The organism is Klebsiella sp. CN_Kp100 (assembly GCF_040065315.1).
Classification (GTDB): Bacteria; Pseudomonadota; Gammaproteobacteria; order Enterobacterales; family Enterobacteriaceae; genus Klebsiella; species Klebsiella oxytoca.
In genome coordinates this window covers 273,115-295,185 of record NZ_JBEAIJ010000001.1, presented here as the reverse complement: position 1 = coordinate 295,185, position 22,071 = coordinate 273,115, and the positions used below count along the sequence as shown (strand labels likewise).

Annotated in this window: 16 protein-coding genes; 6 read left to right on the top strand and 10 right to left on the bottom strand. The window is 56.4% G+C overall.

All coding sequences use genetic code 11. The features are described from left to right. Positions 1 to 23: 23 nt before the first annotated feature. Together relA and rlmD are read right to left on the bottom strand one after the other, a co-directional pair. On the bottom strand, positions 24 to 2,261 hold the full coding sequence (relA, locus tag ABLV12_RS01395) for a GTP diphosphokinase (RefSeq protein ID WP_004105015.1): 2,238 nt from the start codon (positions 2,259 to 2,261) through the stop codon (positions 24 to 26). A 97-nt stretch (positions 2,262 to 2,358) separates the two neighbouring features. Then, complete coding sequence (gene rlmD / locus ABLV12_RS01390) at positions 2,359 to 3,702, bottom strand: 23S rRNA (uracil(1939)-C(5))-methyltransferase RlmD (RefSeq protein ID WP_017145476.1); 1,344 nt, start codon at positions 3,700 to 3,702, stop codon at positions 2,359 to 2,361. A gap of 124 nt (positions 3,703 to 3,826) precedes the next feature. Here rlmD and barA point away from each other — a divergent pair, with 124 nt between their 5' ends. Further along, positions 3,827 to 6,580: a two-component sensor histidine kinase BarA gene (barA, locus tag ABLV12_RS01385; protein WP_004105019.1), complete on the top strand. Its 2,754-nt coding sequence runs from the start codon at positions 3,827 to 3,829 to the stop codon at positions 6,578 to 6,580. 40 nt (positions 6,581 to 6,620) lie between these two features. Here the strand turns inward: barA and ABLV12_RS01380 are convergent, their stop codons facing one another. The 8 genes from ABLV12_RS01380 to syd form a co-directional block, all read right to left on the bottom strand. Then, on the bottom strand, positions 6,621 to 7,760 hold the full coding sequence (locus ABLV12_RS01380; RefSeq protein ID WP_016807598.1) for a glycerate kinase: 1,140 nt from the start codon (positions 7,758 to 7,760) through the stop codon (positions 6,621 to 6,623). A gap of 71 nt (positions 7,761 to 7,831) precedes the next feature. After that, positions 7,832 to 9,172, bottom strand: a complete 1,341-nt coding sequence (gene gudD, locus ABLV12_RS01375) for a glucarate dehydratase (RefSeq protein WP_023329991.1) — start codon at positions 9,170 to 9,172, stop codon at positions 7,832 to 7,834. A gap of 19 nt (positions 9,173 to 9,191) precedes the next feature. Continuing rightward, positions 9,192 to 10,532, bottom strand: coding sequence for an enolase C-terminal domain-like protein (locus tag ABLV12_RS01370; RefSeq protein ID WP_348866731.1), 1,341 nt, complete (start codon positions 10,530 to 10,532; stop codon positions 9,192 to 9,194). After that, positions 10,529 to 11,887, bottom strand: coding sequence for a galactarate/glucarate/glycerate transporter GudP (gene gudP, locus ABLV12_RS01365; protein WP_004105031.1), 1,359 nt, complete (start codon positions 11,885 to 11,887; stop codon positions 10,529 to 10,531). Before gudP ends, ABLV12_RS01370 begins: the two co-directional genes overlap by 4 nt. Before the next feature lie 578 nt (positions 11,888 to 12,465). Beyond that, a complete protein-coding gene (locus ABLV12_RS01360; protein WP_004105033.1) occupies positions 12,466 to 12,909 on the bottom strand; it encodes a flavodoxin in 444 nt (147 codons plus the stop codon). A 2-nt stretch (positions 12,910 to 12,911) separates the two neighbouring features. Continuing rightward, on the bottom strand, positions 12,912 to 13,706 hold the full coding sequence (gene truC / locus ABLV12_RS01355) for a tRNA pseudouridine(65) synthase TruC (protein WP_023329992.1): 795 nt from the start codon (positions 13,704 to 13,706) through the stop codon (positions 12,912 to 12,914). Continuing rightward, positions 13,706 to 14,035: a YqcC family protein gene (locus tag ABLV12_RS01350; RefSeq protein ID WP_004114935.1), complete on the bottom strand. Its 330-nt coding sequence runs from the start codon at positions 14,033 to 14,035 to the stop codon at positions 13,706 to 13,708. The genes truC and ABLV12_RS01350 overlap by 1 nt, the downstream gene beginning before the upstream one ends. Positions 14,036 to 14,666: 631 nt before the next feature. Beyond that, positions 14,667 to 15,212 carry a SecY-interacting protein gene (syd, locus tag ABLV12_RS01345; RefSeq protein ID WP_004114937.1) on the bottom strand — a complete coding sequence of 182 codons (546 nt, stop codon included), beginning with the start codon at positions 15,210 to 15,212 and terminating at the stop codon, positions 14,667 to 14,669. A gap of 69 nt (positions 15,213 to 15,281) precedes the next feature. On the opposite strand from syd, the gene queF reads away from it, so the two are divergent. From queF to ABLV12_RS01320, 5 genes are all read left to right on the top strand, one after another. Next, the gene (gene queF, locus ABLV12_RS01340) at positions 15,282 to 16,127 is read left to right on the top strand and encodes an NADPH-dependent 7-cyano-7-deazaguanine reductase QueF (RefSeq protein WP_004114939.1); all 846 of its coding nucleotides are present in this window, start codon (positions 15,282 to 15,284) and stop codon (positions 16,125 to 16,127) included. Between the two features lie 111 nt (positions 16,128 to 16,238). Next, a complete protein-coding gene (ppnN, locus tag ABLV12_RS01335; protein ID WP_004105045.1) occupies positions 16,239 to 17,606 on the top strand; it encodes a nucleotide 5'-monophosphate nucleosidase PpnN in 1,368 nt (455 codons plus the stop codon). Between the two features lie 549 nt (positions 17,607 to 18,155). Beyond that, the gene (locus tag ABLV12_RS01330; protein ID WP_004105047.1) at positions 18,156 to 19,445 is read left to right on the top strand and encodes an HAAAP family serine/threonine permease; all 1,290 of its coding nucleotides are present in this window, start codon (positions 18,156 to 18,158) and stop codon (positions 19,443 to 19,445) included. Positions 19,446 to 19,495: 50 nt separating this feature from the next. After that, positions 19,496 to 20,863, top strand: coding sequence for an L-serine ammonia-lyase (locus ABLV12_RS01325; protein WP_335269661.1), 1,368 nt, complete (start codon positions 19,496 to 19,498; stop codon positions 20,861 to 20,863). A 146-nt stretch (positions 20,864 to 21,009) separates the two neighbouring features. Further along, positions 21,010 to 21,951 (top strand): sulfonate ABC transporter substrate-binding protein, encoded by a 942-nt coding sequence (locus ABLV12_RS01320; protein WP_142478687.1) that lies wholly within the window; start codon positions 21,010 to 21,012, stop codon positions 21,949 to 21,951. Positions 21,952 to 22,071 lie beyond the last annotated feature (120 nt).

Here is a 22,071-nt window from a genome sequence, read left to right as displayed (position 1 = left end):
GCTGCGTTTTTACCGTTTTCCTTTTACCCGCCGTGCAGGCGACGGGCGTCGATGACGTCCGGAACCTGATTCAGCTTGCCAAGTACCCGGCCCAGAACCTGCAGGTTGTAGATCTCAATGGTCATATCGATGGTTGCCATCTGCTGCTTCGTATCGCTGCGGCTGGCAACGCCCAGCACGTTGACCTTCTCATTGGCGAGAATAGTAGTGATATCGCGCAGCAGGCCGCTACGATCGTTGGCCTGGACCCGCACCACCAGCGAGTAGCCCGCCGAGTAGCTCTCTCCCCACACTGCGTCAACGATGCGCTCCGGAGCATGAGACTGTAGCTCCGCGAGCTGATCGCAATCCGCCCGGTGCACCGAGATCCCTCGGCCCTGGGTGATAAAGCCCACAATCTCGTCGCCGGGGATCGGCTGGCAGCAGCGCGCAATGTGGTGCATCAGATTGCCGACGCCTTCCACCACCACGCGACCATTGTCTTTGCTGCGATTCTGCGGAGTATAGGTTTTCTGCTGCAGCTGCTTAAGTGCCGCCGCATCCTGCTCCGCCGCGCTGGGCTTATTAAACTGCGCCTGCAGGAAATTAACCATCTGGTTGAGGCGAATATCGCCACCGCCAATCGCCGCCAGCAGTTCGTCCTGCTCATTAAAGTTGTAGCGCGGCAGCAGATACTTTTCCGCATCCTTCAGGCTGATGCCCAGATGCTCCAGCTCATCATCGAGGATCTGCCGTCCGGCAAGAATATTCTTGTCGCGATCCTGCTTGCGGAACCAGGCATGAATTTTGGAACGCCCGCGGCTGGTAGTGACGTAGCCAAGGTTCGGATTCAGCCAGTCACGGCTTGGGTTAGGCTGTTTTTGAGTGATGATTTCAATCTGATCACCCATCTGCAGCTGATAGGTGAACGGCACAATACGTCCGCTGATTTTCGCCCCGATGCAGCGGTGACCGACATCGCTGTGAATATGGTAGGCAAAATCGAGCGGAGTCGAACCCGAAGGTAAATCCACTACGTCACCCTTCGGCGTAAAGACATAAACCCGGTCGTCAAAGACCTGGCTACGCACTTCATCCAGCATCTCGCCGGAATCGGCCATCTCTTCCTGCCAGGCGATCAGTTTACGCAGCCATGCAATGCGATCTTCATAGCCGCGTCCGCCGCTGGCCCCCGCGCTGGCGCCCTCTTTGTACTTCCAGTGCGCAGCCACGCCCAGCTCGGCATCTTCATGCATCTGGCGGGTACGGATCTGAATTTCGATCGTCTTGCCGCCGGGACCAAGCACGACGGTATGAATGGACTGGTAGCCATTGGGCTTAGGGTTGGCGACGTAATCATCAAACTCATCCGGCAGATGGCGGTAGTGAGTATGCACTATCCCCAGCGCGGCATAGCAGTCCTGCAGGCGCTCGGCGACAATCCGCACCGCCCGCACGTCAAACAGCTCGTCGAAAGCGAGATGTTTTTTCTGCATTTTGCGCCAGATGCTATAGATATGCTTAGGACGACCGTAAACCTCAGCCTTGACGCCCTCGGTTTTCATTTCCGTGCGTAAGTGGCTGACGAACTCGTCAATGTAATGTTCACGATCGATGCGCCGCTCGTGCAACAGCTTAGCGATGCGTTTATATTCCGCCGGGTGCAGATAGCGGAAGCAGTAATCTTCAAGCTCCCACTTAAGCTGGCCGATCCCCAGACGGTTGGCCAGCGGCGCGTAAATATTGGTGCACTCTTTCGCCGCCAGCACGCGCTCATCTTCCGGCGCATCTTTCACTTCACGCAGATGGGCAATACGCTCGGCGATTTTAATCACCACGCAGCGGAAGTCATCAACCATCGCCAGCAGCATGCGGCGAATGTTGTCCACCTGTTCAGAGGAGACCGAATCCGTATGGGTGGCTTTAAGCTGACGTATCGCGGCCATATCCCGCACGCCGTGGATCAGGGTGACGACGGATTTCCCGACGCTCTCCTGCATGATTTCTTCGCTGACGACGTTGCCATCCGCCAGCGGGAATAGCATCGCCGCTCGCAGCGTATCGATGTCCATACTGAGCATGGAGAGAATTTCTACCATCTCCACGCCGCGCCATAGCAGGAGATCGGCCTGCGGGTGTCCCTGCGTTTTCTCTCGACAATAATCCCAGGTTTCGGCTAAGCGTTCACACGACTGCTGGCTGGAAATTCCCAGACTCGCGATCCATTTCTTCGGGTCAAATTCACCAGCTTTATTTAAATGTGCACTTCTTACCGCAACCATTGTCCTCTCCTTAAGGGACCGCCTGCCGAAGTCGGCAAGCCTCAACTTTTACACTTCATCCTTCAAACCGCATCAACGTTGGCGTTCGTCTTTTATCTCAGTCGCCTGCGCCTGTGGATGCCGCTGCACTGCGATTTGAATGATTCTTGTGCTCAAACAACACCATTGATTCCAGATGACCGGTATGCGGGAACATATCCAGCATCGCCAGGCGTTGAATGGTATATCCCGCCTGCAATAAAACGTCGCTATCGCGCGCCAGAGTCGCCGGATTACAAGAAACATACACCACCCGACGCGGCGCTAATTTTATTATATGTAACATAACGCCCGCCGCACCGGCGCGCGCCGGGTCGAGCAGAACTTTATCAAAACCGTGCTTCGCCCACGCCTGGCGGGTGACGTCCTCTTCAAGATTTTCATGAAAGAACGTCACATTATGCAACGCGTTCAGCGCCGCGTTTTCTTGCCCCTTCGCCACCAGCGCCGGAACACCTTCAACCCCCACGACCTGCGCCGCGCGCTTTGCCAGCGGCAGGGTAAAGTTGCCCATGCCGCAAAAGAGATCCAGCACGCGATCCTGAGGCTGGATATCCAGCCATTCCAGCGCCGTATGCACCATGAGCTGGTTTACGCCGTCGTTGACCTGAATAAAGTCGCGCGGACTGAACACTAAGCGTAGACCGTCGGACGTATACCAGGGCGCTTCCCCGCGAATCTGTTCCAGTATCTCGCTTTGCGGGGCGAGATACAGTGAAAGACCGTGAGATTGCGAAAAACGTTCCAGCTTTTCTTTATCTGCAGCCGGAAGGGCCGCGGTATGGCGTAAAACCATCAGCGGGCCGTTGTCAGCCTGCACCAGCTCCACGTGGCCAAGCTGACGCAGCGATTGCAATCCGCTGAGACATTCTCGTACCGCGGGCAGTAGCGCACCAAGAGTGGGCACCAAAACAGGGCACTGCACCACATCAACAATTTCGCTGGAGTTGGCCTTCCGGAAGCCTATCTGTAATTGTTGGGTCTTTGGCTGATAATTCAAGCTCAGACGCGCCCGGCGGCGATAGCCCCACGGCGAAGCGGCTATAATGTCATCAACCTCGCGCTTCATTAACCGCGCGAGGGCGGCGCGTTTGCTCTGCTGCTGCAGCTCAACGCTGGCGTGCTGCTGCTGACATCCGCCGCAGATACCAAAATGCGGACAGCGCGGCGCCTGCCGCTGCGGGCTGTCGCTAAGACGGCGTTTAACCTGCGCGCGGGCATACTGTTTTTTATCCTCGACCAGGACCACTTCGGCCTGCTCCTGCGGTAATAAACCGCTAACAAACAGCGCCTTACCCTGGTGACGCGCAACGCCCTGCCCAAAGGGATCAAGGTCATTTACTGTAACGGTTATGATCTGGCGCGTCGTCACACGCCGTTTTGCAGAGTAGAATTGCGCCATCGTAGAGATTTGTCTCAATTAAATATACTGACTCTATACACGAGTTCTTTCAGGGTGAGCCAGCGTAACCAATGCCTCAGCAGCCTGTAAGGATGATGTATATATTCTCCCATAATGGAACCGCATGACCAACTACAGCCTTCGTGCCCGCATGATGATTCTTATTCTGGCGCCAACCGTTCTGATCGGTCTGCTGCTCAGTATATTCTTCGTCGCACACCGCTATAACGACCTACAGCGCCAGCTGGAAGATGCCGGAGCCAGTATCATCGAACCGCTGGCGGTCTCCAGTGAATATGGCATGAATTTGCAAAACCGCGAGTCAATCGGGCAGCTGATCAGCGTGCTGCATCGCCGCCATTCCGATATTGTGCGCGCCATTTCCATCTATGACTCGCACAACAGGCTGTTTGTCACCTCCAACTTTCAGCTCGATCCCGGCGAACTTCAGCTACCAAAAGGGGCGCCTTTTCCCCGCCGTTTAAGCGTGATTCGTCACGGCGATTTGATGATTTTGCGCACCCCAATTATTTCAGAAAGCTATTCACCGGATGAATCACCGGGAAGCGATGCCAAGATGCCGGACAATATGCTGGGCTACGTGGCGCTGGAGCTGGATCTCAAATCGGTGCGGCTGCAGCAGTACAAAGAGATCTTCATCTCCAGCGTGATGATGCTGTTCTGCATCGGCATCGCGCTGATCTTCGGCTGGCGACTGATGCGCGACGTGACCGGGCCGATTCGCAACATGGTGAATACCGTTGACCGCATCCGCCGGGGCCAGCTTGATAGCCGCGTGGAAGGTTTTATGCTCGGCGAACTGGATATGCTGAAAAACGGGATCAACTCCATGGCGATGTCGCTGGCGGCGTATCATGAAGAGATGCAGCATAACGTCGATCAGGCCACCTCCGACCTGCGTGAAACGCTTGAACAGATGGAAATCCAGAACGTTGAGCTGGACCTGGCGAAAAAACGCGCGCAGGAAGCGGCGCGAATCAAATCCGAATTCCTCGCCAATATGTCCCACGAGCTGCGCACTCCGCTTAACGGCGTCATTGGCTTTACCCGCCTGACGCTGAAAACCGATTTAAATACCACCCAACGCGATCATCTGACCACTATTGAGCGTTCAGCGAACAATCTGCTGGCCATCATTAATGATGTTCTGGACTTCTCTAAGCTCGAAGCCGGGAAGCTCATTCTGGAGAGCATTCCGTTCCTGCTGCGAAATTCGCTCGACGAGGTGGTCACGCTGTTGGCGCATTCGGCGCACGATAAGGGGCTGGAGCTGACCCTGAACATCAAAAACGATGTGCCGGATAACGTGATTGGTGACCCGCTGCGCCTGCAGCAAATTATTACTAACCTGATGGGCAACGCCATTAAGTTCACCGAACATGGCAACATTGACGTGCTGGTGGAACAGCGCGCTATCAGCAATTCAAGAGTGCAAATCGAAGTTCAGATCCACGATACCGGCATCGGTATTCCCGAGCGCGACCAGTCGCGTCTGTTTCAGGCTTTCCGCCAGGCAGACGCCAGTATTTCCCGTCGCCACGGCGGAACCGGGCTGGGGCTGGTTATCACCCAGCGGCTGGTAAAAGAGATGGGCGGCGATATTTCCTTCCATAGCCAGCCTAATCGCGGCTCGACGTTCTGGTTCCATATCAGCCTCGATCTCAACCCTAACGCGGTACCCGACAGTGTACCGACCCAATGTCTGGCGGGTAAAAAGCTGGCCTACATTGAGGCTAACGCAGCGGCGGCGCAGTGCACCATGGAGCTGCTGGCGACAACGCCGCTGGAGGTGGTCTACAGTCCGACGATGACTGCCCTACCGGATGCCCATTACGATATCCTGCTGGCGGGCATTCCGGTGTCGATACGCGATCTGAACCAGCATCGCGATAAGCTGGCCAGAGCCCGTAAGCTTGCCGATCATCTGCTGCTGGCGCTACCGTGCCACGCCCAGGTGAGCGCCGAAACGCTTAAACACGACGGTATCGCAGCCTGTCTGCTTAAGCCCCTGACCTCAACGCGCTTGCTTCCGGCGCTGACGGCCACCTGCCAGACCCAGCCGACGCTCCTGCTGCCGCGCTCCGGTAGTACAAAGCTGCCCATGACGGTAATGGCCGTCGATGACAATCCGGCGAATCTTAAGCTCATCGGCGCTCTGCTTGAAGATTTAGTCCAGCATGTCATCCTCTGCGACAGCGGCCAGAACGCCGTTGAACGAGCCAGAGAAATGCAGCAGGATCTGATTCTGATGGATATTCAAATGCCGGAAATGGACGGCATCCGCGCCTGCGAATTGATCCATCAGCTCCCTCATCAACAGCAAACGCCGGTGATCGCCGTGACGGCCCATGCTCTGGAAGGGCAGCGAGAGAAATTGCTCAGCGCGGGGATGAACGATTATCTGGCGAAGCCCATTGAGGAAGATAAGCTCTACAATCTGCTGCTGCGCTACCAGCCGGGACAGGCCGCTGCGCCGCAGGCCGCGGCGGAGCCGGTTGACCTACCGGTTAACCATGACATCACCCTAGACTGGCAGCTGGCGCTACGCCAGGCGGCGATGAAACCGGATCTGGCGCGGGAAATGCTGCAGATGCTGCTCGCTTTTATGCCGGAAGTGCGTAACAAGGTGGAAGAACAGCTGGTGGGAGAGCAGCCGGAAGGCCTGCTGGATCTCATTCATAAGCTGCACGGCAGCTGTAGCTATAGCGGCGTGCCGCGCCTGAAGAAACTCTGCCACACTCTCGAGAGCCAGCTGCGCGCGGGCACCGCCGCCGAGGAGCTGGAGCCGGAGCTTCTGGAACTGCTGGATGAAATGGACAACGTCGCGCGGGAAGCCTGTAAGCTTCAGGGAATCTAAAACGCCTGCCCCGGCTCGCGCACTGCGACCGGGGAAGAATCTATAATACCTGGCCCATTTTCAGCACAGCGGCGACGTTTCTCGCCGTCATGCGCACATTTTCGGCGGCATTTTCCAGCGCCTCATCCAGGGTGCAAATGGAATAAATAACGCTGAATACCGCATCCAGCCCGTGCTCATGGACTACGCCGACGTCCGCCGTCAGGCTCCCGGCAATCGCGATAACCGGCAGATTATAGCGTTTTGCCACCCGCGCCACGCCAACCGGCACTTTGCCGTGAATCGTCTGGCTGTCGATGCGCCCTTCGCCGGTGATCACCAGATCCGCATCCGCCACGATATCGGCAAGATGCAAAGCGTCGGTCACGATCTCAATGCCCGGCCGCAGCTTAGCCCCGCAAAAGGCATACAGGCCCGCGCCCATGCCGCCCGCCGCGCCGCCGCCTTCAAGATGCAACACATCAAGCTCTAAGTCGCGATGGATAATCTCAGCAAAATGGGCCAGCGCCTTATCGAGGCTGGCGATCATCTCCGCCGTCGCCCCTTTCTGCGGGCCAAATACTGCCGTCGCGCCCTGCGGGCCCGTCAGCGGATTGGTGACATCGCAAGCGACGTCAATGCGGCATCCGGCGAGGCGCTTATCTAACTCGCTCACGTCGATGCGCGCGAGGCTCTCCAGCGCTTGTCCGCCGGCACCAATCTGCTGGTTATCCCGGGTCAGCAGTTTCGCCCCCAGCGCCTGCACCATCCCGGCGCCGCCATCGTTAGTCGCGCTGCCGCCGATGCCGATAATAATTTGCCTGACGCCCGCGTCCAGCGCATGGCGAATCAGCTCGCCGGTACCCCATGAAGTCGTCAGAAGAGGGTTACGTCGCGCCGGCGGTACGCTCTCCAGACCGCTTGCGGCCGCCATTTCAATAAACGCGCACTGCTTATCGCCCGAAAGACCAAAAAAAGCCTCTACGGGCTCGCCGAGCGGACCGGTGACGGTGACCGCTATCCGGCATCCCTGGGTCGCGGCAACCATGGCTTCAACGGTTCCTTCGCCACCGTCGGCGACCGGCAGTTTGACGTATTCCGCATCGGAATAAACTTCCCGAAAACCTTGCTCTATCGCGGTTGCAACATCCAGCGCACTCAGGCTCTCCTTGTATGAATCCGGTGCGATCACTATCTTCATATGCTGTCCTTAAAATGAACGATTACCCGACGCCGTGCAGGAAACCGGCCCCCGAAGGGACCGGCATCTCCTTAGCGCACCATGCACGGACGCTTGTTATCAAACGTCCAGTTCGGGATCAAATACTGCATTCCCATCGCATCATCGCGCGCGCCCAGACCGTGTTTCTGATACAGCTCATGTGCTTTCATCACCTGATCCATATCGAGCTCCACGCCCAGCCCCGGTTTCGTCGGTACCTGTACCATCCCGCCTTTAATTTCAAACGGTTCTTTGGTCAGGCGCTGGTTGCCTTCCTGCCAGATCCAGTGCGTATCAATAGCGGTAATTTTACCCGGCGCGGCTGCCGCCACGTGGGTAAACATCGCCAGCGAGATATCAAAGTGGTTGTTAGAGTGCGAGCCCCAGGTCAGGCCGAACTCGTGGCACATCTGCGCCACGCGGACGGAGCCCTGCATGGTCCAGAAGTGCGGATCCGCCAGCGGAATATCCACGGACTGCAGCGACAGCGTGTGGCCCATCTGACGCCAGTCGGTCGCGATCATATTGGTCGCCGTCGGCAGTCCGGTGGCGCGGCGGAACTCCGCCATCACTTCACGCCCGGAGAAGCCCTGCTCGGCGCCGCACGGATCTTCCGCATAGGCCAGAGATCCTTTCAGGTATTTACCAATTTTGATCGCTTCATCCAGCGACCACGCGCCGTTCGGATCGAGGGTCACGCGCGCCTGCGGGAAGCGCTTAGCCAGCGCGACGATAGACTCCGCTTCCTCTTCCCCGGCCAGTACGCCGCCTTTCAGTTTAAAATCGTTAAAACCATATTTCTCATATGCGGCTTCCGCCAGACGCACCACCGCATCCGGGGTCATCGCCTCATCATGACGCAGGCGATACCAGTCGCACGGGTCATCCGGCTGGCTCTGATAAGGCAGCGGTGTAGCTTTACGATTGCCGACGAAGAACAGATAGCCCAGCATTTCCACTTCGCTGCGCTGCTGTCCATCGCCCAGCAGAGACGCCACGTTCACGCCCAGATGCTGGCCCAGCAGGTCAAGCATCGCCGCTTCGATCCCGGTCACTACGTGAATTGTGGTACGCAGATCGAAGGTCTGCAAACCGCGTCCGCCGGCATCCCGATCGGCGAAAGTATTGCGTACGGCGGTCAGCACGTTTTTATATTCACCCAGCGTTTTACCGACCACCAGCGGGATCGCGTCCTCAAGGGTCTTGCGGATTTTCTCTCCGCCGGGAATTTCGCCGACGCCGGTATGGCCGGAATTATCTTTGATTACCACGATATTACGCGTGAAGAACGGGGCGTGCGCGCCGCTCAGGTTCATCAGCATGCTGTCGTGACCCGCGACCGGAATGACCTGCATAGAAGAAACAACGGGGGTCGAAAATTGTGCGCTCATAATTTAGTCCTTATTCAAATCAGTGACGGCCGAAAACGGGGCGTTTACGGTCAAAAGTCCATCCGGGGATCAGATACTGCATTGGGCCTGCGTCATTACGCGCGCCGCCGGGCAGCTTTTTATACGCCTCATGCGCTTTCTGCACCTGCTCCCAGTCCAGCTCGACGCCGAGTCCAGGCGCGTCCGGAACAGCAATTTTTCCGTGCTTAATCTCCAGCGGATTCTTGGTCAGGCGGCAATCTCCCTCCTGCCAAATCCAGTGGGTATCGATGGCCGTGGGGTTGCCCGGCGCCGCTGCGCCGACGTGGGTGAACATGGCCAGTGAAATATCAAAGTGGTTATTGGAATGGCAGCCCCAGGTCAGGCCCCAGTCATCGCACAGCTGCGCCACGCGCACCGCGCCGGAAAGGGTCCAGAAGTGCGGATCGGCCAGCGGAATATCCACGGCATTCAGCATCACCGCGTGGCCCATTTCGCGCCAGTTAGTGGCGATCATATTGGTTGCCACCGGCAGACCGGTGGCGCGGCGAAACTCCGCCATCACTTCACGGCCAGAGAAACCCTGTTCGGCGCCGCAGGGGTCTTCCGCGTAGGTCAGCACCTCGTTCAGCCCTTTACACAGGGCGATGGCTTCATCCAGCAGCCAGGCGCCGTTGGGATCAACCGTAATGCGCGCATCGGGAAAACGCTTTTTCAACGCGCGGGCGGTTTCGATCTCCTGCTCGCCGGGCAGCACGCCACCTTTCAGTTTAAAATCTTTAAAGCCGTAGCGGTCCTGTGAGGCCTCCGCCAGGCGCACCACCGCCTCGCTGTTCAGCGCTTCCTGATGGCGTAGACGATACCACTCATGGTTGCCCGGCGTGCTTTCCAGATAGGGCAGATCGGTTTTGGTGCGATCGCCCACGTAGAACAGATAGCCCAGCACGGTCACCTCATCGCGCTGCTTGCCCGGCCCCAGCAGCTCGCAAACCGGCACGTTGAGCGTCTTGCCCAGCAGATCCAGCAGCGCAGCCTCCAGCGCCGCCACCGCGTTCACCCGCAGCTCGAATGTCCAGGCGCCTTTACCAAAAGTATCAAAGTCCGCGGCCTGGTTGCCTTTATGCACCTGCTGAACCACTTTGTTCAGGCGGGCGACTTCCTGGCCTAATACCGTCGGGATGGCATCCACCAGCGTCTGATAAATCACTTCGCCGCCCGGCGCTTCGCCGACCCCGGTATTGCCGGCGTTATCGGTCAGCACCACAATATTGCGGGTAAAGTACGCATTGTGCGCGCCGCCGATGTTAAGCAGCATACTGTCCTGCCCGGCCACCGGGATAACCTTCATGTCGGTGATAATAGGGCTCGATTGCGTTGTCATGATGATTTTCCTGCGACAGGTTTCAGTTCGATACGTTTAATATCGCCCACCAGTACCAGATAGCTCAGCACCGCCACCAGCGCATGAACGCCCACATAAATCAGCGCGCCGTTAAACGAACCGGTGGTGCCAACGATGTAGCCGATAGCAATGGGTGTCACGATACCGGAGATATTGCCGAACATGTTGAACAGACCGCCGCTCAGGCCGCTGATCTCTTTCGGCGCCGTATCCGCCATGACCGCCCAGCCCAGCGCACCGATGCCTTTACCGAAGAAGGCCAGCGCCATGAAGCCGATAATCATCCACTCCACGTTGACGTAGTTACAGAACACCATCACCATCGACAGCAGCATCCCCATGACGATAGGCGTTTTACGTGCGATGTTCAGCGAGCCGGTACGACGCATCAGCCAGTCGGAAATAATCCCGCCGAGAACCCCGCCCGCGAAACCGCAGATCGCCGGAACCGACGCGACAAAACCGGCCTTCAGGATCGACATGCCGCGCGCCTGCACCAGATAAACCGGGAACCAGGTGATAAAGAAATAGGTCAAAGCGTTAATGCAGTACTGGCCGATATAGACGCCAATCATCATGCGAGAACCCAGCAGCTGCTTGATTTGCCCCCATTTTACGCTAAACGGCACCTTAGCTTTGGCCGCCGCCTGATCCATATTGATCAGCGCGCCGCCTGCGGCGATGTAATCGAGCTCTTTTTGGTTTACACCCGGATGCTGGTTAGGTTCATGAATCACCTTCAGCCAGACAAAGCTGATGATAATGCCGAGACCGCCCATAAAGAAGAACACGTGCGACCAGCCCACCTCATGCGTCAGCCAACCCATGATCGGCGCAAAAATAACGGTGGCAAAATATTGCGCGGAGTTAAAGATAGCCACCGCCGTGCCCCTCTCCTGCGCCGGGAACCACGCCGCGACGATCCGGCTGTTGCCGGGGAAGGAAGGCGCTTCGGCCAGGCCGACAAGAAAACGCAGGGTGAACAGCGCGACGATAATGCCGAAGCCGCTAAAGATATCGACGAAACCCTGCAGCAGGGTAAACATGGACCAGATAAAAATGGACCAGAAGTAGACGCGTTTAGAACCGAAGCGGTCAAGCAGCCAGCCGCCCGGGATCTGGCCGATCACGTAGGCCCAGGAGAACGCGGAAAAGACGTAGCCCATGCCGACGGCATCAAGACCAATATCTTTGGCCATCTCCGAACCGGCAATGGATAAGGTGGCGCGGTCGCCGTAGTTGAAGGATGTGACGATAAACAACATCACCACTATCCAGTAGCGAGCATTGGTGCGCTTTTCAGCGCCGCCTGCCGCCTGACTTAATGAACTCATTGTTGCACTCCTGAATCATAGCGTTAGCTACGTTCATTCTGAACAGCACAACCTGTAGGGTACTCAGAATGACGTGTTAGTGTTTTTCATAATTTTCGTTATATCTGGCACTGCATTTTTAACTGGCAGGAAAAGTATAAAAAGAGGGGCTGACGGGCTCACCGTGCAAATACACAGCTTTCGCCGCCTGAGTAAATCTGATTTATGGCTTATGCCTAATGAGATGGGGGATGGTTCACGGAAATGAAAAGCCGCGCCCGTTCATAGACGCAAAGCGCGGTGCAAAAGACAGGAGTGTGAATCAACTCTCTTGACCCCGTGAAATAGCCCGGTAAAGACCATGGCATTACACAGGTTTTAAGGCAAATGCCCGAAGCCGTGCGCCTGAAGAATTGCTACGATGATTTTGGCCGTTTATCTGGCCACTGGCATTTAACATCAGTAAAAAAAGGGGCGCCCTCTAGTGTAGGGAGAGGGCGAAACTTTTAGGACCTGTGCCGCCAGGGTATTAGCCAAACAGTCTGAGCACCGCCCGGGGGCAAAATGGCAAACAAAATAGCCCTGATGGGATAAGGTTGTTAATCAAGCAGCGACGCCCACTGCGCTACCCATGGGTTAGCAACGCTTTCAGGTTCCGGATCTTCGCTGGCATCGATCGTCAGCATATCGCCAACGCGCGTGCCGCCCTGTTCCTGCAATAACGCATCAAACTTCAAACCGCCGCCGCAGAAGTTAGCGTAGGTGCTATCGCCCAGGGCAATAATTCCATAACGCAAATGCGGCTGATACATATCTTTGATGCCTTCGTATAAAGGCACAATGCTGTCCGGTAAATCGCCCTGCCCGGTGGTCGATGTCACCACCAGCGCATATTTTCCGGTATACGACTCCCAGTCTTTGACTTCGGGATCTTCAAAGACTTTCGCCTGATGCCCCAGTCCGCTCAAAATAGCCTGCGCCTCTTCGGCGACCAGGAGCGAATTTCCATACATCGTACCGACAAAAATTCCGACTTCTGCCATGACTATCTCCCTGAAGTGACCTGTATCTCTTCATCCTGACCGCAGTCGTCGGCAAACTCAACCCTTTCATTTAACGGGAGAAGGCCGCGCCAGCCAAACTGCGACAGCGCGCGCATCCAGACGTCGTCAAGGCCAGCGCGAATAACCAGCGGTTCACCGGTAAAAGGATGCGTTAACGATAGCTGGCTGGCATGAAGCATTAGCCGATCGCAGCCAAAGTGTTCGGCCGCGCTGCGATTCTGCCGCAGATCGCCGTGTTTACTGTCGCCGATAATCGGATGGCGAAGATGGGCAAGATGACGGCGCAGCTGGTGCTTACGTCCGGTTTTCGGTTCCAGCTCCACCAGGCTATAGCGGGTGGTAGGATAACGTCCGGTCGCCACCGGCATTTCTACCGTCGCCAGGCCGCGATAATGGGTGACCGCCGGCTGCGGATCTTTATTTTCGCGGGCGAACTTATCGGCAATTTTATCCAGCTCCTCAACCAGAGGATAATCAAGCTCCGCTTCTTCGCTCAACCAGCCGCGGGCTATCGCATGATAGCGTTTCTGCATTTGATGCTGCTCGAACTGCTGCGACAACAGTCTTCCCGCTTCGCTCGACAGTCCCATTAGCAGCACGCCGGAAGTCGGCCTGTCGAGGCGGTGAGCGGTGAACACGTGCTGGCCTATCTGGTCGCGCACGGTCTGCATCACCACCACTTTTTCATCACGATCCAGCCAGCTACGATGCACCAGCCAGCCCGAAGGCTTGTTCACCGCTACCAGCCACGGGTCCTGATATAAAATCTCCAGCATCAGGCGTCGCCGCCGGCAAACAGCGCATCCAGCAGAAGCAGCTCGGCAAGCACCCGCTCGCGCACGGGATGAGCATTATCCAGGGCCATCTCATAGTAGGGGGCAACGGCGAAATTTTGCGGCAGCGGCATGCCGCTTTCCAGAAGCTGATGCATGCGCGGTATTAATACCCACTGCAGCCATTCAAGCGGCTCCATGGTGTCGAGGCAAAACGGCTGTTCGCTGGCAAACGCGCGGCTGTCGGGAGCGCTATCCTGCCAGTGTTCCGTTTCGCGCAGCAGCGCTTCAATGGCGAGCAGGCGCTCGCGCACGCGATGGTCAAGAGTCATGGGAAACCTCGATGAGTTGAAAACCGGCGCAGAATAGCAAATTCAGAAGAGAAATAAAAAAAGGGAGCACTGTATAAACAGTGCTCCCGGTTCGTTTTGCAGCAATCCAGCTACATTGGTGCTCCCTGCTCGTCCTTGAAAACTTTTCCTGAGGTCTCCTGACCATGTTCATCCGTAAACTGTTGCATCCTGCTTTCACACCACCCCGATGTGAAATAACTCATCCGTAAGTCTATCCCGATCTTCCTGATCCACCGGGCATCCTGACCGGCTCTCTTTCTCCTTCCTGGAGGTGTCCTTTACGCAATCCTGCGCTATCCTGTGCTTCATCCTGAAGCCTGTCCTTGCGACGCCGTCCTGGCGGGTCCTCTCGAAGCGTCATCATCCTGATGTTCACTTCATTTATCGACTCCCTGTCGACGTGTATAGAATCCCTGATTCCGCCCCGTCTTACAACCCTTGTTAAGACAATATCTTAAGATTTATCGTCTTCATGATGAATCATAAAACCATTAACCATTTGAAATTAATGTATTTTATTGAAATAGTATTTGCAGGGGATCGCCTCAAATGATGACGATCTCTTACAGGTCTTGTAAGAGATCTCTCACAAAAGCTCAGGAACTTTAGATTACAGAACGGGCTTAAGGGAATTAAGGAAACTCGCAAGCGAGGGAGAAAGGGTCGTACGTTTACGGGTCCCGAGCGTTTCTTTGATCACTTCGCCGCTCATATTACAGACCGAAATAACGTCCAGTTCGCTGTCCAGCGTGGCGATAAACAGCGTGGGCGACAGCTTCAAACGCTTTTGCACCAGCAGATGGCCAATCAGATTTTCCTGCACCCGCTGGAAGTCGTCCGGACTCCAGGTTTGCAGCAGCGTCATGCTCTCACCGGCAAAACGCGCCTGCATATCGCCGGCAAACTGAGTGGTATAATAAGCATGAAGCGGTTGTTGTACCACAATCTCCAGCGCCCGTTCAACCGCGTTAATGTTTTGTTCTAAAGAAAACGGCTGCGGCTGCCAGAAAACGCCATCATCATCCGTGGCGCTGATGCACGGCGACGGAATGCCGTAAAGCTCTTCGCTACGCGGCAGGCTAGAGCGCTGCTGCTGCCACGCCTCACAATAACGTTGGGTAAATGCTTGTAGCGCTTCTGCGGTTTGCTGATCCACCGGTTTCTCTCTTCACGTTAGACAGGATACACTTGGCATATAGTGTAACCGCTTTAACTATGGTGAAACATGTCTTCTTACGATAACCATCAGGCGCTCGCCGGCCTGACGCTCGGCAAATCAACCGATTACCGCGATACTTACGACGCCAGCCTGCTTCAGGGCGTACCGCGCAGCCTGAACCGCGATCCGCTGGGCCTGCACGCCGATAGCCTGCCGTTTCACGGCGCCGATATCTGGACGCTGTATGAACTCTCCTGGCTGAATGCGAAAGGCCTGCCGCAGGTTGCCGTGGGTCACGTTGAGCTCAGCGACACGACCGTGAATCTGGTGGAATCAAAAAGCTTTAAGCTCTATCTCAATAGCTTTAACCAGACGCGTTTTGCCGACTGGCAGGAGGTCGAGGCGACGCTGGCGCGCGATCTCAGCGCCTGTGCGCAAGGGGAAGTCAAGGTGTCGCTGTATCGCCTCGATGAACTCGAAGGCCAGCCGGTGGCGCATCTGCACGGCACCTGTATTGACGATCAGGATATTGAAATTGATAACTATCAGTTCAGCGCTGATTACCTGCAGGATGCCGCTGGCGGCAAAGTGGTAGAAGAGACGCTGGTCAGCCATTTACTGAAATCCAACTGCCTGATTACCCACCAGCCCGACTGGGGTTCGGTACAGATCCGCTATCGCGGGGCAAAAATCGATCGCGAAAAGCTGCTGCGCTATCTGGTTTCGTTCCGCCATCACAACGAATTCCACGAACAGTGCGTAGAGCGCATCTTCAGCGATATTCAGCGTTTCTGCCAGCCGGAAGCCCTTTCCGTTTATGCGCGCTATACGCGACGCGGCGGCCTGGACATCAACCCGTGGCGCAGCAACACCGATTTTGTTCCGGCCATCGGCCGCCTCGCTCGCCAATAGTAAACATTTTCACAATTTGCGTGCGTTAACCCGCGCGCAAGGTTGTGAAAACGCCATCAGCAGGGCTATTGTAATCACAGGAAGACGATAATCGTCCTGTAAGGAGTTCACTTGATTACACATGTTAGCCCGCTTGGTTCAATGGATATGCTGTCGCAGCTGGAAGTGGATATGCTTAAACGCACCGCCAGCAGTGACCTGTATCAACTATTTCGCAACTGCTCGCTTGCTGTGCTCAACTCGGGGAGCCTGACCGATAACAGCAAGGAGCTCCTGTCTCGTTTTGAAAACTTCGATATTAACGTGCTGCGTCGCGAACGCGGCGTGAAGCTGGAACTGATTAACCCGCCGGAAGATGCTTTCGTTGACGGGCGTATTATCCGTTCCCTGCAGGCCAACCTGTTTGCCGTACTGCGCGATATCCTGTTTGTCTACGGCCAGATCCATAATACCGTCCGCTTCCCGAATCTCGATCTTGAAAGCTCGGTGCATATAACCAACCTGGTGTTCTCTATTTTGCGCAACGCCCGCGCCCTGCACGTCGGCGAAGCGCCAAATATGATTGTCTGCTGGGGCGGCCACTCGATTAACGAAAACGAGTATCTCTACGCTCGCCGCGTCGGCACTCAGCTGGGCCTGCGTGAGCTGAATATCTGTACCGGCTGCGGGCCGGGCGCCATGGAAGCGCCGATGAAAGGCGCTGCCGTCGGCCACGCGCAGCAGCGCTACAGAGACAGCCGCTTTATCGGCATGACCGAGCCGTCCATTATCGCCGCCGAGCCGCCTAACCCGCTGGTCAACGAGCTGATCATCATGCCGGATATCGAGAAACGTCTGGAAGCCTTCGTGCGCATCGCTCACGGCATTATCATCTTCCCGGGCGGCGTAGGTACAGCGGAAGAGCTGCTCTATCTGCTGGGCATTTTGATGCATCCGTCGAACAAGTCGCAGGTTCTGCCGCTGATTCTTACCGGGCCAAAAGAGAGCGCCGATTATTTCCGCGTGCTGGATGAGTTTATCGTCCATACGCTGGGCGAATCCGCCCGTCGCCACTATCGCATTATCGTTGACGACGCCGCTGAAGTAGCTCGCCAGATGAAAAAAGCAATGCCGATGGTGAAAGAGAATCGTCGCGAGACCGGCGACGCTTACAGCTTCAACTGGTCGATGCGCATTGCTCCGGATCTGCAGATGCCGTTCGATCCTACCCATGAGAATATGGCCAATCTCAAACTCTATCCGGACCAGCCGGTAGAAGTGCTGGCAGCGGATCTCCGCCGCGCCTTCTCCGGTATCGTCGCTGGTAACGTCAAAGAGGTGGGCATCCAGGCTATCGAGAAATTCGGTCCGTATAAAATTCACGGCGACCCGGCAATGATGCGCCGCATGGACGATCTGCTGCAGGGCTTCGTCGCTCAGCATCGTATGAAGCTGCCGGGCGGCACCGCCTATATCCCCTGCTACGAAATCTGTTCCTGAGTTCTCTTCTGTTCTTCTCCCGGGCAGCGGTTCGCGCTCTGCCCGGGCAACGCTTCCTCGCCAGGCCACAGTACTGCTGCCCCGCTCCCTCGCTCATCACTCAGCGCGTATTATTTCCAAATGATTCATTTACTTTGTGAATTTTCCAGATGCATTTTTACAAAGCCAATCGTTTGCGTTTCCAAATACAGCAATAAATATCACCAGGAAAAACGCCTTTTAACGTAAAAACGTCGATAACATCGCATTTTTACAGTAAAAACCTCGTTATTACGTCACACCACTATTATCTCATATGCTGAAAATGATAGCCTCCGCGCCACAATTCTCTGGCTGATCACCAGAAACAGGCTGTTGGACTAAAAATACGCACATTAAAAGTGGATTATTGCATTTGGGATCGCGATCACTGATGCATTCACCATATAAATGTATCTTCCCGCACCAATTGTTACGGAGAAAATGCCTAAAAAACCGTACACAAACGAATTTCATATTATTTAGTCGTTTTTTTTCATTAGATTTTGTTGCTTCCTCCAGGAGATACAGATGGAAACCACTCAAACCAGCACCATCGTTACGGATGCTACCCGTAGCGGTTGGCGTAAGACGGACACCATGTGGATGCTGGGCCTGTACGGCACGGCTATCGGCGCGGGCGTACTGTTCCTGCCGATCAACGCCGGCGTCGGCGGTATGATCCCGCTGATCATCATGGCGATTCTGGCCTTTCCGATGACCTTCTTCGCCCACCGCGGAATGACCCGTTTCGTGCTGTCCGGTAAGAACCCGGGCGAAGACATCACCGAAGTCGTCGAGGAGCACTTCGGCGTCGGCGCAGGTAAACTGATTACCCTGCTTTACTTTTTCGCCATCTACCCGATTCTGCTGGTGTACAGCGTGGCGATCACCAATACCGTCGAAAGCTTTATGGCGCACCAGTTGCACATAACGCCGCCGCCGCGCGCCATTCTTTCCCTGATACTGATTGTCGGCATGATGACTATCGTGCGCTTCGGCGAGCAGATGATCGTCAAAGCGATGAGCGTGCTGGTATTCCCGTTCGTGGTCGCGCTGATGATTCTGGCTCTGTACCTGATCCCGCAGTGGAACGGCGCGGCGCTGGAAACCCTCTCCCTGAGTAGCGCTACCGCAACCGGCAACGGCCTGTGGATGACCCTGTGGCTGGCAATACCGGTGATGGTATTCTCTTTTAACCACTCGCCGATCATCTCCTCCTTCGCCGTTGCTAAACGCGAAGAGTACGGCGAAGGCGCTGAGAAAAAATGCTCCAGCATTCTGGCCCGCGCGCACATTATGATGGTACTGACCGTTATGTTCTTCGTCTTCAGCTGCGTACTGAGCCTCTCCCCGGCGGATCTGGCGGCGGCAAAAGAGCAGAACATCTCGATTCTGTCTTACCTGGCGAACCACTTTAACGCGCCAATCATCGCCTGGATGGCGCCGATCATCGCGATGATAGCCATCACTAAATCCTTCCTCGGCCACTATCTGGGCGCTCGCGAAGGCTTTAACGGCATGGTGATTAAATCCCTGCGCGGTAAAGGCAAGTCCATCGAAATCAATAAACTGAACAAAATCACTGCCCTGTTCATGCTGGTCACCACCTGGATTGTGGCAACGCTGAACCCAAGCATCCTCGGGATGATCGAAACCCTGGGCGGCCCGATCATTGCGATGATTCTGTTCCTGATGCCGATGTACGCCATTCAGAAAGTCCCGGCTATGCGCAAATACAGCGGACACGTCAGCAACGTTTTCGTGGTGATTATGGGCCTGATTGCTATCTCCGCGATTTTCTACTCTCTGTTTAGCTAATATCCCCGCGCCGCCTGACGGCGGCGCTCCCCGACAGCACTGGATGCATCATGATCAGCGTATTCGATATTTTTAAAATCGGCATTGGCCCTTCCAGCTCCCACACCGTTGGACCGATGAAAGCGGGCAAACAATTCACGGACGATCTTATTGAGCGCGGGCTGCTCTTCGAGGTGACCAAAGTCATCGTCGATGTCTACGGCTCCCTTTCCCTGACCGGTAAAGGCCACCATACCGACATCGCGATTATTATGGGACTGGCGGGCAACCTGCCGGATACCGTCGACATTGACGCTATCCCCAGTTTTATCCAGGACGTCAACACCCATGGCCGCCTGATGCTGGCAAACGGCCAGCAGGAAGTGGCGTTCCCGGTCGATCAGTGCATGAATTTCCATGCCGACAATCTGTCGCTGCATGAGAACGGCATGCGAATTACCGCCCTCGCCGGCGACCAGGTTCTCTACAGCCAGACGTACTACTCCATCGGCGGCGGGTTTATCGTCGACGAAGCGCATTTCGGCGTCACCCGCGAAGCGCCGGTCGCCGTACCTTTTCCGTATAAAAACGCCGCCGACCTCCAGCGCCACTGCCGTGAAAGCGGGCTGTCGCTTTCCGGTCTGATGATGCAAAACGAGCTGGCGCTGCACAGTAAAGAAGCGCTGGAACAGCACTTTGCCGCCGTCTGGGAAGTGATGAGCAGCGGCATTGAACGCGGCATCACCACCGAGGGCGTTCTGCCGGGCAAGCTGCGGGTTCCCCGCCGCGCCGCCGCGCTGCGCCGGATGCTGGTAAGCCAGGACAACACCAGCAGCGACCCGATGGCGGTTGTTGACTGGATTAATATGTTCGCCCTGGCGGTTAACGAAGAGAACGCCGCCGGCGGACGCGTCGTGACCGCACCAACCAACGGCGCCTGCGGCATCGTGCCCGCGGTACTGGCCTACTACGACAAATTTATCCGCAAAGTGAACGCCAACTCGCTGGCACGCTATATGCTGGTCGCCAGCGCCATTGGCTCACTTTATAAGATGAACGCCTCGATTTCCGGCGCCGAAGTGGGCTGCCAGGGCGAAGTCGGCGTTGCCTGTTCGATGGCGGCGGCCGGACTGGCGGAACTGCTGGGCGGCAGCCCGGGCCAGGTGTGCATCGCCGCCGAAATCGGTATGGAGCACAACCTCGGTTTGACCTGCGACCCGGTCGCCGGTCAGGTACAGGTGCCGTGCATCGAGCGTAACGCTATCGCTGCGGTTAAAGCGGTCAACGCCGCGCGCATGGCGCTGCGCCGCACCAGCGAGCCGCGGGTGTGCCTCGATAAAGTCATCGAGACCATGTACGAAACGGGCAAAGATATGAATGCCAAATATCGTGAAACCTCACGCGGCGGCCTGGCCATGAAGATTGTCGCCTGCGATTAACGCCCCCTCCCGGTATGCTGCGGCATGCCGGGTTTCCTTCCCCTGCCCTCCCCCTTCATTTATGTTATATAAATGATAATTTAGTTATTTATTAGTTATAAAGACGATTTGTTACCTTACGGTAAACCGCTCAAGGAGAACAAATCATGCTCAGACTGTCTCGTCCGGCGCTGCTGCTCATGCTGGCTGGCGTATCCGCTTCCGCGCTGGCGAAAACGCCGGAAACCGTCAATATCGGCTATCAGAAAGCCAATATCTTCGCGCTGCTGAAATATCGCGGCACCCTCGATGAAACGTTTAAAAAGCAGGGCATCGCCGTGCGCTGGATTGAATTCCCCGCCGGGCCGCAAATGCTGGAAGGGCTGAACGTCGGCAGCATCGACCTCGCCGCAACCGGCGATGCGCCGCCGGCCTTTGCCCAGGCGGCGAAGGCAGATCTGGTCTACTTAGCCCACTCGCCGGCGAATCCAAAAACCGAGGCCATCGTAGTGGCGGAAAACTCGGCGATTAAGAGCGTGGCTGACCTTAAGGGCAAGCGCGTGGGGCTCAACAAAGGCTCCGACGTAAACTACCTGCTGGTAGCTGCGCTGGAGAAAGCCGGATTAAGCTATAAAGATATCACTCCGGTCTATTTGCCGCCTGCCGACGCCCGCGCCGCCTTCCAGCGTGGCGCGATTGACGCATGGGTTATCTGGGATCCGTTCCTCGCCGAGGTGGAAACAAACGCCAAAGCCCGACAGATCCGCAATGCCGAAGGGCTGGTACCGCACTATACCTTCTACCTGGCCAGCCGCAAATTTGCCGACACTTATCCTGAAACCGCGAAGCAGGTGGTCGATGAACTGGGTAAACTGAGCGAATGGGCCAACAGCCATCAGGACGATGCCGCCGGGATCCTCTCGGCCTCTACCGGGCTGGATAAGGCTATCTGGCTGAAGACGCTGGCGCGCCTGCCCTATGGCGCCGAGCGGATGACACCTGCGGTCTATAACGAGCAGCAGGCGCTGGCGGACACTTTCACCCGCATCGGTCTGCTACCGGTGAAGGTGGACGTCCGCAGCGCGACCTGGTCGCTGGATAAGCAGTAAGCTTTCCCTTCCCGGGTCCGGCGCCAGCGCCTTACCCGGGCTATCGATCCGCAGACATCGGTGGACCCGTAGCCCGGACAGGCGCGTCAAGCGCCGCCTCCGGGAAAAACCTACCGCCCC